We start from the raw sequence: 12,282 nt of genomic DNA on the forward strand, positions 1-12,282 counted from the left end.
GGCAAGGTGGTCCCGCGCCCCAACCTCGAGCGGCTGATGCAGGGGCGCGGGCTCTATGTCAGCGATATGGACCTGCCGCGGATGGCGCATGTGGTGTTTCTGCGTTCGCCGCACGCCCATGCGAGGATTGTCGGGATCAACACCAGTGCGGCCAAACGGATGCCCGGCGTCATCGCGATCGTGACCGGCGAGGAGCTTGCGACCGTCATCACGCCATGGGTCGGTGTGCTCTCGCATTTGAAGGGTCTCAAATCCGCCCCCCAGCACGCGATCGCGATCGGCCGCGTCTGCTGGCAGGGCGAGGCGGTCGCAGCCGTGGTGGCGACGAGCCGCGCCGTCGCGGAGGATGCCGCCGAAATCGTCGCCGTTGAATACGAGGAACTGGAAGCGGTGACGGACATGCGCACCGCGCTCGATCCGCAGACGCCGGTGATCCATACCTCGCTCGGCGACAACCTTGCCTTTGAGCGCAACCTCGACGCGGGCGCTGTCGATGCGGCCTTTGCCGGCTCCGACGAGACTGTGGAAGCCGATTTCGTCTTTGGACGGCACACCGGTGTCACGCTGGAGCCGCGCAGTGTGGTGGCGGACTGGAACGTCGCCGAAACGCGGCTGACGATCTACCAGGGCACGCAGGCGCCACACATGGTGCAGAATATCGCAGCCCTTCATCTGGGCCTCGAGGAGTCCCAGGTTCGCGTGGTCTGCAAGGACGTCGGCGGTTCCTTCGGGATCAAGGTTCACATCTACGCCGACGAGATGGCGACTTATGCGCTGTCGAAACTGTTGCGCCGGCCAATAAAATTCGTCGCCGACAGGGTCGAGAGCTTCAACACGGATATTCATGCCCGCGACCACCGCTGCCGGGGGCGGATCGGCGTCAAGCGTGACGGGACCATCATGGCGTTCGAGATCGACGATCTCACCGGCATCGGTCCCTATTCGATGTATCCGCGCACCAGCGCCATCGAAGCCAACCAGGTCGTCAACCTGGTCGGCGGACCCTATGTGACGAAGAACTATCGCGCCCGCGCCCGCGTCGTGTTCCAGAACAAAAACGTCATGTGCCAGTACCGCGCGGTCGGCCACCCCATCGCGTGTTCGGTGACAGAAGGCCTGGTCGATCTGGCGGCCTCTAGGATCGGGATGGACCCGGTCGAGATCCGCCGCCGCAACCTCATTGCCGATGATGCCTACCCCTGCGCGTCGCCTTCCGGCCTGCGGTTCGAACTATTGTCGCATCACGCCGCCATGAACAAGCTGATGGCGATGATGGATTACGATGCGCTGCGCGCCGAACAGGCGGCCTTGCGAAGCAAGAACATTCATCGCGGCATCGGCATCGCCAGTTTCATCGAGGTCACCAATCCCAGCGCGGCATTCTACGGCGTCGGTGGCGCCAGGATTTCATCGCAGGATGGCGTTGCGGTCCGGCTCGACGCGCAAGGCGCGGTGGTCTGCCAGACCAGCATCACCGAACAGGGGCAGGGGTCGGAATCGCTCACGGCGCAAATCGTCGGCAGTGTGCTGGGTGTCTCGATGGCGCGCGTGCGCGTCATCCTGGGCGATACCGATCACACGCCCTATGGCGGCGGCACCTGGGCCTCGCGCGGCGCCGGCATCGGCGGGGAGGCCGCACTTCAGGCCGCCAAGATCCTGCGTAGGAACATCCTCGATGTCGCAGCCGCGATCCTGCAATCCTCCCCCACTGAGCTCGACATCGCGAACAATGCGGTGGTGAACGCGAGCGATGGGACGCCGCGGATCGAACTGCGCGAACTCGCCAGGATCGTCTATTTCCGCCCGGATACCTTGCCGCCGGGCATTCAGCCCGAGCTGATGGCGACGCGCCATTTCGTGCCCCGCGAATATCCGTTTGCCTTCACCAACGGCGTTCAGGCCGCGTGGCTTGAAGTCGATACCGACACCGGTTTCGTCAAATTGCTGAGGCATTGGGTTGTCGAGGATTGCGGCACCCTCATCAATCCGCAGCTGGTCGACGAACAGATCCGCGGCGGCGTGGTGCAGGGCCTGGGTGCGGCGCTGTTCGAGAAATGCATTTATGACGAGCGCGGCCAGCTGACCAACGCCAACATGGCCGATTATCTGGTTCCGATGTCCAGCGAAATGCCCGATATCGATGTTGGCCACGTGGTATCGCCGACCGCGGAGACCGAGCTCGGCGCCAAGGGCGCGGGCGAGGCCGGGACGGCGGGTGCGGCGGCGGCGGTGGCGAATGCGGTGAACGATGCGCTCAGGCCGTTCGGCGCGACAATTACCGAGATTCCGCTGACGCCGCAGGTTATCCTGACGGCGCTGGGGCGAATTTGAACGAGAACGATGCCAACAAACCAAATGCAATGTGCTCAAGGGGGAGGAGGTATGTTGTGATGTTCGCTTTGTTCATCCAATATACGCCCAAAAAACGAGACCGATGGGAGGATTATCAATGAAACGCAGGACATTTCTCGGCGGAACGATCGCCGTTACCACGCTTGGGCTGACCTCAAGCGCCGGCGCTCAACAGCCGCCGATCAAGATCGGCATGAGCATGGCTCTCACCGGCGGTCTCGCGGGTGGCGGCAAGGCTTCGTTGCTCGGCACCGAGATCTGGCGGGACGATATCAACGCCAGGGGTGGTCTGCTCGGCCGCAAGGTCGAACTCGTCGTCTACGACGACAAATCGAGCGCTTCAGAGACTCCGGCGATCTACTCAAAGCTGCTGGACGTCGACAAGGTTGATCTCCTGTTCGGGCCATACGCAACCGTGCCGACGGCGCCGATCATGCCGCTCGTCAAGCAGCGCGGCATGGTCTTGATCGGCAATTTCGCGTTCCAGGTGAACAGCAAGGTTGGCCACGACATGTGGTTTAACGTTGCCCCCTGGGGCCCGCCCGACAGCTGGGCCGCATCGTTCCTTGAACTCGGCCAAAAGGCCGGCGGCAAGACCATCGCGCTTCTCGCGGCGGACCAGGAATTCGCCCAGAATATGGCGCTGACCGCGCGGGACGTCGCCAAGCGGATGAACATGCCGATCGTGTTCGACCAGTCCTATCCGCCAAACACGGTGGAATTCTCCGGCATCATGCGCGCGCTCAATGCCGCCAAGCCCGACGTCGTCTATGTCGCGTCCTATCCGCCGGATTCGGCGGGAATTTTGCGCGCCGTGAATGAGATCGGGGTCAGCGGCAACGTCAAGATTTTCGGCGGCGGCATGGTTGGCCTGCAATTCGGCGCGGTCATGGAAAACCTGGGCTCGCTGCTCAACGGCGTCGTCAACTACAATTCATGGCTGCCGGAACCGACCATGTATTTCGATGGCACCAAGGCGTTCTTCGAGACCTACGCGAAACGGGCCGTGGAAGCCAAGGTCGATCCGCTGGGCTACTATCTCGCGCCGTTCGGCTTCGCCAGCGGTCAACTCATCGAGCAGGCCGTCAAGGCGGCGGGGTCGCTTGACCAAAAGGCCATCGCAAAATATTTGCGCGAGAACGTGCACAACACCATCGTTGGCCCGATCGCGTTTTCGGCGGACGGCGAGCGCAAGGAAACCGCGACGCTGCAAGCCCAGTTCCGCGGTATCGTCGACAAGAACATGGAGCAGTTCCGCAGCTCAGGCAAACAGGTGATCCTGTTCCCGGCGAAATGGAAGTCCGGCGAACTCATCACGCCTTTTGAGGCTGCCCGGAACTAGACTTCATGGCTTTTCTCTGACCATGGTACGGCTGGCCAAGGCTAGCCGCACCACGCGTCCCAAATCACGGGAATTGAGATTGTCAGACCCGCGCGAACCGCGGAAGCGGCGACTTAAGAGCAGGCGGTTTAAGAGCGGGTCAGGGGGGACCTCAATTGTTTTCATTTGACCTGCTGCTGGATGCGGTGGTGAGCGGCGTGCTGCTCGGCTGCTTCTATGCCGCGGTAAGCCTCGGCTTGTCGCTCTCCTTCGGCCTGCTCGACGTTCCCAATGTTGCCCATCCGGCTTTTCTGGTCATGGCGTCCTACGGGGTGTTTTTCCTCAATGAAAGCTATGGTGTCGATCCGCTGCTGGCGGGTCTGTTGATCACGCCGCTGCTCTTCGTTTTCGGTCTCGTCGCCTACCGCCTGTATTACCAGACATTTGAAAAGCGCGGCAGTGACGCCGGTGTGCGCGGCATCGCGTTCTTCTTCGGCATTGCCTTCATCATCGAAGTGCTGCTCATTCTGCAATTCGGTGTGGACCAGCGCTCGGTCACCGCGTCTTATATCGGCAAGGCCTGGCGGATCGGCGATATGCGGATTCCGTTCCGGCTTTTGGTCGCGTTCGCGGTCGCCGCGGCGCTGACGATCTTGCTGACACTGTATCTGTCGCGAACATTCATGGGACGCGCGATACGCGCAGTCGCGCAGGACCAGGAGGCGCTGCGGTTGATGGGCGCCGACCCGATCCGGATCAAGCAATGGGCGTTCGGCATTTCAACGGCCGTGCTGGGCATAGCGGGTGCCCTGCTGATCATCGTCGCTCCCGTCAACCCGACGCTCGATCGCTCCTATATAGGGCGGACATTCTGCGTCGTGGTGATGGCCGGCCTAGGCAGCATGAGCGGCACGCTCGTCGCCGCCATCATCCTTGGTGTCGCCGAAGCGATCGTCCTGACCATGTTTGGCGCCTCCTGGGCGCCGGCCATTTCGTTTGCGATGCTGCTCGGCGTTCTCGCCGTCCGGCCGCAGGGCCTGTTCGGAAGGCGATCATGAATCGCGGCGGCACACAGTTCTGGATCGGGGCGATCCTATTTCTCGTGGCTACCTTCGCGATGACGCAGATCATCGGCAACCAATACCCTTTCTTTGCCTGCTACGTCATCCTGCAGTTCATCGTCCTCGCCGTCGCATGGAACATCCTCGGCGGTTATGCCGGCTACGTAAATTTTGGCACCAGCGCTTTTTTCGGCGTTGGCGTCTACACCGCCGTATTCCTGTTCAAGGCGGCTGGCGCGCCGCTCGCCGTGCAGATCGCCGCCGCGGCTGTCGTCGGCGCCCTCATGGGGTTCGCGCTGGGTCTCCTGACCTTGCGCATGCAGGGTATCTTCTTCTCGATCGCGACGATTGCACTGACGATCGTTATCGAGACATCGATAACGAATTGGCGATACGTCGGCGGCGCGGCCGGCATTCAGATGCAGCAGCCGGTGGCGATGGAACCATTCAACAGTTATGTGCAGATGCTGTTTTTCATCCAGGCGCTCCTCGTGGTGCTGGCGGTTGCGACCTCGCGTTACATTCAAAATTCATGGATCGGCCGCGGCCTGCAGGCGCTCAAGGACGACGAACTCGCCGCGGAATGTACGGGGGTGCCGACCTTGCGGCTGAAGTTGCTGGCGTGCGTTATCTCGGGGGCGCTGATGTGCGCGGCCGGCGCCCCTGCCGCGATGTACCTGCAATACGCGGACCCCTCATCCGCGTTCAATCTGAATTACTCCGTCTCGGTGCTCGCGATGTCGCTGATCGGGGGGACGGCGCATTGGGCGGGGCCAGTTATTGGCGCAATCCTGTTGGGCACCACGCAACAATTGCTAACCGTTACGATCTCATCGGAAGTGAACGTACTGGTACTCGGCGTGATGCTGGTGTTGTTCGTGGTAGGGGCGCCGGAGGGCATTATCGGCCTGATCGGAAAAGCTCGCCGCAACCGCAACGAGGGCGAAGGATGATGTCCCCCGAAACCGAGGCGCCCCTGCTGCGGATATCAACGCTTACCAAACGTTTCGGTGGCTTCACCGCCCTCGATACTGTCAGTGTCGACATTCGTCCGGGCGAGCGCTTCGGCCTGATCGGTCCGAACGGCTCGGGAAAGACGACGCTGATCAATTGTATTTCCGGCGCGTTCCGTACCGAGGCGGGCACCGTGATCTTCCGTGACGAGGACATCACGCGGTTGCCGCCGCATATACGCACGCGCCGCGGCATTGCGCGCAGCTTCCAGATCCCGCGGCCGTTCAAAAGCATGACGGTTGCCGAAAACCTCATGGTCGCGCTTGACTTCGCGGTGGTCACTGACGAGGTCGTCTCGTCCGCGCAGCGACGTGACACCATGATGTCGATCCTGACGCGGATGGGTCTCGCATCGAAGGCCTATGTGTCGACCGCGAAGCTCAGCCAGGTAGAATTGCGGAAGATGGAGCTCGCCCGCGCGATGGCGACGCATCCAAAACTCCTGATTTCCGACGAGGCTATGGCCGGCCTTTCCAGCTCGGAGGTCGACGAGGTCCTCGATCTCCTCATGAGCCTCGCGGGTCAGGATATCACGATCATCATGATCGAGCACATCATGCAGGCGGTGATGCGTTTTTCCGACCGTGTGATGTGTCTGGAGGCCGGCAAGATCATCGCGATCGGCAAACCCGCCGAAGTCATGGCTAACCAGCGTGTGCAGGAGGCCTACCTTGGCACTTAGCCTTGCCGTCAATGACCTCGATGCGGGTTACGGCGCTGTGAAAGCGCTGCGCGGCGTCACGTTTCATGTTGAGACTGGCGAAACCGTGGCATTGCTTGGCACCAATGGTAACGGCAAGAGCACGTTGATGAAGTGCATCGCGGGTCTGGTTCGGCCACAGCGCGGAAGCATGTCGCTGACGATCGACGGAAAGACGCATGATCTGACACAACTGTCGGCTGAGGCGATCGTTGATCTCGGCGTGGCGCTGGTTCCCGAGGGACGACGGCTGTTTCACAAGCTGACGGTGTTGGAAAATCTGATGCTCGGTGCCTTCCGCAAGGCCGCCCGGCGCCATATCGATCGCAACCTGGCGCTCGCCTTCGAGACATTTCCGACCCTCAAGGGGCTACAGGGCCAGCTCGCCGGCACTATGTCAGGGGGACAGCAACAGATGCTGGCCATCGCGCGTGCGCTGATGTCGTCGCCGCGTCTGTTGTTGATCGATGAGCCTTCGGTAGGTCTGTCGCCGCTGCTGGTCTCGCAGACCATCTCCAAGATCGGCGAACTCAATAAGCATCTCGGCTTGACAGTGCTCATGGCGGAGCAAAACTTCAATCAGGCGATCCGGATCGCTGATCGTGGTTACATCATTGTCCATGGCGAGATCGTCGTCGCGGCCGGTTCGGTCGACGAATTGAGAGGCAACGACATCGTCAAGCGGCTCTATCTCGGCGGGGTCGTGTGAAGGGCGCAAGGCGCGCGATATGCTCGCCGACAATGATTTCAAGGAGCGTTATTGCTCGGTGTGAGCCACATCTTCCGGCAGCTCCCAAAGCCTTTCGACCGCCTCGAAGGTGTCGTCCGGCTAGATGGCCGTTAGAAAGATTTTCAGGCGTCCGGCATGGGTTACCTTCCGGCGGTTGCTCCGACCGCGAATCCGGCAATGCAACCATCGGTGGGAACCGGGTCGGAGGGTACCGGTTTCGCGGTATTTCGACCCAAAAGGCAGAAATCTCCACCGGACCCCAATTGGCGGAAGGATCATTCTTTTTTCATCGGCGCTATTGCCGCGGTGGGAAAGATGATCCTACCTGATGGATGCTGATCAGGACCCGGCGCGCGCACCTCCGCCTGCGCCAGGCCATTGAGGAGACTTTGCGATGTCAGGCGGCCTACCACGTGGCGATCGCCCGATCCTGTGTGGATGCTGAGGCCTGCTGAATGTCCGTGATCCATCCCCTTTACGTCGCATCGGGCTTTAGTGTGGGCCTGCTCGTCGGAATGACCGGCGTGGGCGGCGGCTCGCTGATGACGCCGTTGCTGATCCTGCTGTTTGGCGTCCACCCGGCGACAGCGGTTGGTACCGATCTGCTCTACGCCGCCGCAACCAAGGCAGGCGGCGGCGTCGTGCATGGCTGGGCACGGAGTATCCACTGGCCGGCGGTGATCCGGCTCGCCAGCGGCAGCATTCCAGCCAGCATCCTCACGCTGGTCGTTCTGTGGCGGCTTGATCTCAACGCCGAAACCGCCCGCGGCCTGGTCAATTCCGTGCTGTGCTTTGCCCTGCTTCTGACGGCCGTGTCGCTGATCTTCCGCAAGGCGGTGATGGAGACGCTGCGGTGGCGGCTGGAACGGCTCGACGCCGCCACCATCGCGCGTTCGACCGTCCTTGTAGGCGCAGCACTCGGCGTGCTGGTCTCGATTTCTTCGGTCGGGGCCGGCGCGGTCGGAGTGACCGCACTTCTGCTGCTGTATCCGCAGCTGCCGATGGCTCGTATCGTCGGCTCCGACATTGCCCACGCGGTGCCGCTGACGCTGATTGCCGGGGCAGGACATTGGGCGATGGGCGCGGTCGACTGGCAACTGATGGGCGTGCTGCTGATAGGTTCGCTGCCCGGCATTGTCATCGGCAGCTACTGCGCGGCCCGCGTGCCGGAGACGGCGTTGCGGCTGTTGCTGGCGGCGACGCTGATCATGGTTTCCGGCAAGCTTGCGTCCGACGAATGGCATTGGCCGTCCCCGAGCCTCGCCGCTGTGACCCAGAGCGCCCCGCGCTGAGAAAAAAATGGCCCCGGTTAAGGGGCCATTTGTCTCACATGCCTTCTTTTTTCATTGTGTTTTTCATGTTGTGATGATGATGGCGATGATGGTGCATCATCGGCTTTTTCATGCCTTCGTCCTTCATGCCTTCCTTCATCATCGGCTTGTCTCCGGCGCTGGCGATTGACGGTACTGCGATTGCGATTGTCGCCAGGGCGGCCAAAACGTAGGAAATCTTCTTCATCTATCTCTCCTGGAGGTCAAGGAACCCTCCGGCAACCCGAAAGGGTCAAAATTGTTCCCGCGTCCGGAACCAAGCGGGTCTCGAGGTTTTGTAACGGGGATGGAGAGCCGATGAAGCCCAGATTTTGCACGTCGCCGGTAGGTGTGTCTGACGCCATCGAGAGCGCCTGGCGTACCTATGCGATGCTCCACGACAAGCCGGCCGAGCGGAACAAGCTCGCGCTCGAAGCCTACATCCACAAGCTCGTTATCCACGGCGAGCGAAACCAGGATCAGTTGACGGTAAAAGCGCTTCTCTATTTGAAGAAGCGCGAGGGAAAGCTAACCGCCGATCGATGACGGCGATGCGTCGCCAGATCTTCGGTGCGGATTGGATTGGCGTCCGTTTGCTCCGCTATTCATTGGCCTCGGGCGGCAGGAAGTTCACTTCATGCTCGGCCGAAATGCGGACGATCTCGGCGACATCCGACAGATTGTGAAGCTGGTTGAACAGCGCCTCGAGTTTCTGCGTCGGCGACACCCAGAACAGCGCCCGCGCCGGCTTGTCCGACTTGTTGAAATAGCCGTGCGGAATGCCGCGCGGCAGCCGCACCAGATCGCCGGCCTGGGCCTGCACCCAGACTCCGTCCAGCTTCAGGTCGAGCATGCCATCCTGGACCAGGATGAACTCGTCCTGCGTCGGGTGGATATGGACCGGGACATACTGGCCCGGATCGCTGTTGGTCTCGAACGCGAAGGTGGAGTCGGTCACCGCCTTCGGGAAATATACCTGTCCGAGAATATTCCAGGTCTTGCCGGAGTATCCCGTGCCGTTCCGCGTGATGCCTTTTTCAAGTGCTGCCATGATATTCATCCTCTGCCTGTCCGTCCGACGCTACCTGCGGCGTTCCGTCTGTCAAGCAGCCCCGATCGAGGTGGTCGAGCCATGACGTCGATTGGAAGCTGATTTCTTGCAAAAGCTTGAAGTCTAAAATATACGCAAAGCTCTGGTTGATGAATTCATTCGGGGGAGGCTGCGCATGCCCGGACTGCCGCATTCCCTGCATGCGCTCGTCACCGGAGGCGGGCGGGGCATTGGCCGCCAGGTTGCATCCGTGCTGGCGCAGGCCGGAGCAACCGTCACGGTGCTCGGCCGCCATCGCGCCACGCTGGATCAGGCGGTCGCCGCGGGGGCCGCGCATTTCGTCGCCGTCGCCGATGTCGCCGATCAGGCCGCCGTCAGCGCCGTGATCGCGGAAGCATCAAGGCGGCAGCCAATCGATATCCTGATTGCGAATGCCGGCGTCGCGGAGTCCGCGCCATTCGCAAAGTCCGATGCGGCGCTGTTCAGGCGAATGATCGACGTCAACTTCATGGGCGTGGTCCACAGCATTGCCGCCGTGCTGCCATCGATGCGGGACCGTAATTACGGACGCATCGTCGCGGTTGCTTCGACCGCCGGCCTCAAAGGCTATGCCTATGTCAGCGCCTACAGCGCCGCCAAGCACGCCGTGGTCGGCCTGGTGCGTTCGCTGGCGCTGGAGCTCGCAACGACGCGCGTGACCGTGAATGCGGTGTGTCCCGGTTTCACCGATACCGATCTGCTCGCCGGCAGCATCGATAACATCATGAAGAAGACCGGCCGCAGCCATGAGCAGGCGGTGGCTGAACTCGCCAAACACAATCCGCAAGGGCGTCTGGTTTCGCCGGAGGAAGTCGCCGACGCGGTGCTCTGGCTGTGCGGCGAAGGCGCCGGCGCGATCACCGGACAAGCGATCGCGGTGGCGGGTGGAGAGGTGTGAGGCGCGGATAGCGCGGAAGTTTGAAACCGCCGTTCCGGGGCGATGCGCAGCATCGAACTACGATGTGCAATTGCACATCGGAGAATCTCGAGATTCCGGGTCTGGTGCTGCGCACCATCCCGGAATGACGAAGTCCGAAATAGGGAAAACCCCATGAACACACCAGCCAATCCCGTTACGCTGCCGCTATCGCAGTTCTCACCAAAACATTTCCTGCTCAAGGTGGAGGCGGGCGTGGCGACGGTGACGCTCAACCGTCCCGAGCGCAAAAATCCGCTGACCTTCGAGAGCTACCGGGAGCTAACGGATTTTTTCCGCGCCTGCGCCATGGATGACGAGGTGAAGACCGTGGTGGTATCGGGCGCCGGTGGCAATTTTTCATCCGGCGGCGACGTCTTCGAGATCATCGGCCCACTGGTGAAGATGGATACCAAGGGCCTCACCGCCTTCACCCGCATGACCGGCGATCTCGTCAAGGCCATGCGGGCCTGCCCGCAGCCGATCATCGCGGCGGTCGAGGGCATCTGCGCCGGCGCCGGCGCGATCATCGCGATGGCGTCCGACATGCGGCTCGCGGCGACCGGAGCGAAGGTCGCGTTCCTGTTCAACAAGGTGGGATTGGCCGGCTGCGACATGGGCGCGTGTGCGATCCTGCCCCGCATCATCGGCCAGTCACGGGCCTCGGAACTGCTCTATACCGGCCGCTTCATGACCGCGGAGGAGGGCGAGCGCTGGGGGTTTTTCAGCCGTATCGTCGTGCCCGAGCAGCTGCTGCCGCAGGCGCAAATCCTGGCGAAGCAGATCACGGAGGGACCGACCTTCGCCAATACCATGACCAAGCGGATGCTGGCGATGGAATGGGCGATGTCGGTGGAGGAGGCGATCGAGGCCGAGGCGATCGCCCAGGCGCTGTGCATGACCACGGCGGATTTCGCCCGCGCCTTCGAGGCATTTTCGAACAAGGTGAAACCGGCGTTTCAGGGCAATTGAGGCTCTTGCTGGCGCGTCTCAACGCGTGAGATTGTAGCCATCCTTCGAGACGCCGCGCGGTGGCGCGGCTCCTCAGGATGAGGCCGGAGGCCGCAGCGACCCTCATGGTGAGGGGCGCAGTAGTGTCGTCTCGAACCATGAGGCCACGACGCGGCCTAGGGCTCCGGTCGGGCTTGCCGGCAAATTACTTTAGGTTTAAAATATCTTGATGGCCCGATAGTTGTTCCGGAGGCTTTCCATGAAGATCGCGATCATCGGTGGTGGACCGGCCGGTCTTTATTCGGCGATCCTGCTCAGGAAGCAGCGACCGGAAGCCGAGATTACGGTGTACGAGCGCAATCGCGCCGACGATACTTTCGGCTTCGGCGTGGTGTTTTCCGACGCCACGCTCGACAATTTCGAGATGTATGATCCGCCGAGCTATCGCCGCATCACCCAGGAATTTGCCTATTGGGACGACATCGCCGTGCATTTCCGCGGCACGGTGCATCGGGTCGGCGGCAACGGTTTTTGCGGCTGCTCGCGCCGCAGGCTGCTGCTGATCCTGCAGGAGCGGGCGCGCGAACTCGGCGTCACCCTGATGTTCGAGGCCGATATCGAGGATGAGGCGCGGTTTGCCGATGCCGATCTGGTGGTGCTGGCCGACGGCATCAACAGCCGCTTCCGCGAGAAATACATCGAGCATTTTCAGCCCGAGGTGGATCTGCGCTCCAATCTGTTCGCCTGGATGGGATCGACCCGGCCGCTCGACGCCTTCACCTTTATTTTCCAGGAGACCGAGTGGGGTCCGTTTATCGCGCATGCCTATCAATATGA

13 protein-coding genes are annotated in these 12,282 nt (G+C 61.7%); 11 read left to right on the forward strand and 2 right to left on the reverse strand.

The genetic code is table 11. The annotated features are described in order from the left end of the window. The 7 genes from E8A46_RS03690 to E8A46_RS03720 all read left to right on the forward strand — a co-directional run. On the forward strand, positions 1 to 2,331 hold a 2,331-nt coding region (locus E8A46_RS03690), incomplete at its 5' end, for a xanthine dehydrogenase family protein molybdopterin-binding subunit (protein WP_291557627.1). A 118-nt stretch (positions 2,332 to 2,449) separates the two neighbouring features. After that, positions 2,450 to 3,694 carry an amino acid ABC transporter substrate-binding protein gene (locus tag E8A46_RS03695; RefSeq protein WP_291557630.1) on the forward strand — a complete coding sequence of 415 codons (1,245 nt, stop codon included), beginning with the start codon at positions 2,450 to 2,452 and terminating at the stop codon, positions 3,692 to 3,694. 155 nt (positions 3,695 to 3,849) lie between these two features. After that, positions 3,850 to 4,731 (forward strand): branched-chain amino acid ABC transporter permease, encoded by an 882-nt coding sequence (locus tag E8A46_RS03700; protein ID WP_291557633.1) that lies wholly within the window; start codon positions 3,850 to 3,852, stop codon positions 4,729 to 4,731. Then, complete coding sequence (locus E8A46_RS03705; RefSeq protein ID WP_291557636.1) at positions 4,728 to 5,687, forward strand: branched-chain amino acid ABC transporter permease; 960 nt, start codon at positions 4,728 to 4,730, stop codon at positions 5,685 to 5,687. The genes E8A46_RS03700 and E8A46_RS03705 overlap by 4 nt, the downstream gene beginning before the upstream one ends. After that, on the forward strand, positions 5,684 to 6,430 hold the full coding sequence (locus E8A46_RS03710) for an ABC transporter ATP-binding protein (RefSeq protein WP_291557639.1): 747 nt from the start codon (positions 5,684 to 5,686) through the stop codon (positions 6,428 to 6,430). Before E8A46_RS03705 ends, E8A46_RS03710 begins: the two co-directional genes overlap by 4 nt. Further along, a complete protein-coding gene (locus E8A46_RS03715) occupies positions 6,420 to 7,157 on the forward strand; it encodes an ABC transporter ATP-binding protein (RefSeq protein WP_291557642.1) in 738 nt (245 codons plus the stop codon). The genes E8A46_RS03710 and E8A46_RS03715 overlap by 11 nt, the downstream gene beginning before the upstream one ends. Positions 7,158 to 7,639: 482 nt before the next feature. Continuing rightward, positions 7,640 to 8,470 (forward strand): sulfite exporter TauE/SafE family protein, encoded by an 831-nt coding sequence (locus E8A46_RS03720; RefSeq protein ID WP_291557645.1) that lies wholly within the window; start codon positions 7,640 to 7,642, stop codon positions 8,468 to 8,470. 34 nt (positions 8,471 to 8,504) lie between these two features. On the opposite strand, the gene E8A46_RS03725 is transcribed toward E8A46_RS03720, so the two are convergent. Continuing rightward, entirely contained in the window at positions 8,505 to 8,696 is a 192-nt protein-coding gene (locus tag E8A46_RS03725) for a hypothetical protein (RefSeq protein WP_291557647.1), read from the reverse strand. A gap of 110 nt (positions 8,697 to 8,806) precedes the next feature. On the opposite strand from E8A46_RS03725, the gene E8A46_RS03730 reads away from it, so the two are divergent. Next, a complete protein-coding gene (locus tag E8A46_RS03730; RefSeq protein WP_291557650.1) occupies positions 8,807 to 9,034 on the forward strand; it encodes a hypothetical protein in 228 nt (75 codons plus the stop codon). A 55-nt stretch (positions 9,035 to 9,089) separates the two neighbouring features. Here E8A46_RS03730 and E8A46_RS03735 read toward each other — a convergent pair whose 3' ends face one another. After that, a complete protein-coding gene (locus E8A46_RS03735) occupies positions 9,090 to 9,539 on the reverse strand; it encodes a cupin domain-containing protein (protein WP_291557652.1) in 450 nt (149 codons plus the stop codon). A 175-nt stretch (positions 9,540 to 9,714) separates the two neighbouring features. Here E8A46_RS03735 and E8A46_RS03740 point away from each other — a divergent pair, with 175 nt between their 5' ends. From E8A46_RS03740 to E8A46_RS03750, 3 genes are all read left to right on the forward strand, one after another. Further along, a complete protein-coding gene (locus tag E8A46_RS03740; protein ID WP_291557654.1) occupies positions 9,715 to 10,476 on the forward strand; it encodes an SDR family oxidoreductase in 762 nt (253 codons plus the stop codon). A gap of 153 nt (positions 10,477 to 10,629) precedes the next feature. Beyond that, positions 10,630 to 11,466 (forward strand): enoyl-CoA hydratase family protein, encoded by an 837-nt coding sequence (locus tag E8A46_RS03745; protein WP_291557656.1) that lies wholly within the window; start codon positions 10,630 to 10,632, stop codon positions 11,464 to 11,466. A gap of 238 nt (positions 11,467 to 11,704) precedes the next feature. Then, the coding region (locus E8A46_RS03750; RefSeq protein ID WP_291557658.1) for an NAD(P)-binding protein at positions 11,705 to 12,282 on the forward strand (578 nt) is incomplete at its 3' end.

The sequence above is a fragment of the Bradyrhizobium sp. genome (assembly GCF_004799445.1).
Taxonomy (GTDB): domain Bacteria; phylum Pseudomonadota; class Alphaproteobacteria; order Rhizobiales; family Xanthobacteraceae; genus Bradyrhizobium.

Bases quoted from the DNA above. Each gene is read 5' to 3' on its own strand.
- E8A46_RS03745 (WP_291557656.1), top strand. From the start codon at position 10,630: ATGAACACACCAGCCAATCCCGTTACGCTGCCGCTATCGCAGTTCTCA.
- E8A46_RS03710 (WP_291557639.1), top strand. From the start codon at position 5,684: ATGATGTCCCCCGAAACCGAGGCGCCCCTGCTGCGGATATCAACGCTT.
- E8A46_RS03705 (WP_291557636.1), top strand. From the start codon at position 4,728: ATGAATCGCGGCGGCACACAGTTCTGGATCGGGGCGATCCTATTTCTC.
- E8A46_RS03695 (WP_291557630.1), top strand. From the start codon at position 2,450: ATGAAACGCAGGACATTTCTCGGCGGAACGATCGCCGTTACCACGCTT.
- E8A46_RS03740 (WP_291557654.1), top strand. From the start codon at position 9,715: ATGCCCGGACTGCCGCATTCCCTGCATGCGCTCGTCACCGGAGGCGGG.
- E8A46_RS03735 (WP_291557652.1), bottom strand. From the start codon at position 9,539: ATGGCAGCACTTGAAAAAGGCATCACGCGGAACGGCACGGGATACTCC.
- E8A46_RS03725 (WP_291557647.1), bottom strand. From the start codon at position 8,696: ATGAAGAAGATTTCCTACGTTTTGGCCGCCCTGGCGACAATCGCAATC.
- E8A46_RS03730 (WP_291557650.1), top strand. From the start codon at position 8,807: ATGAAGCCCAGATTTTGCACGTCGCCGGTAGGTGTGTCTGACGCCATC.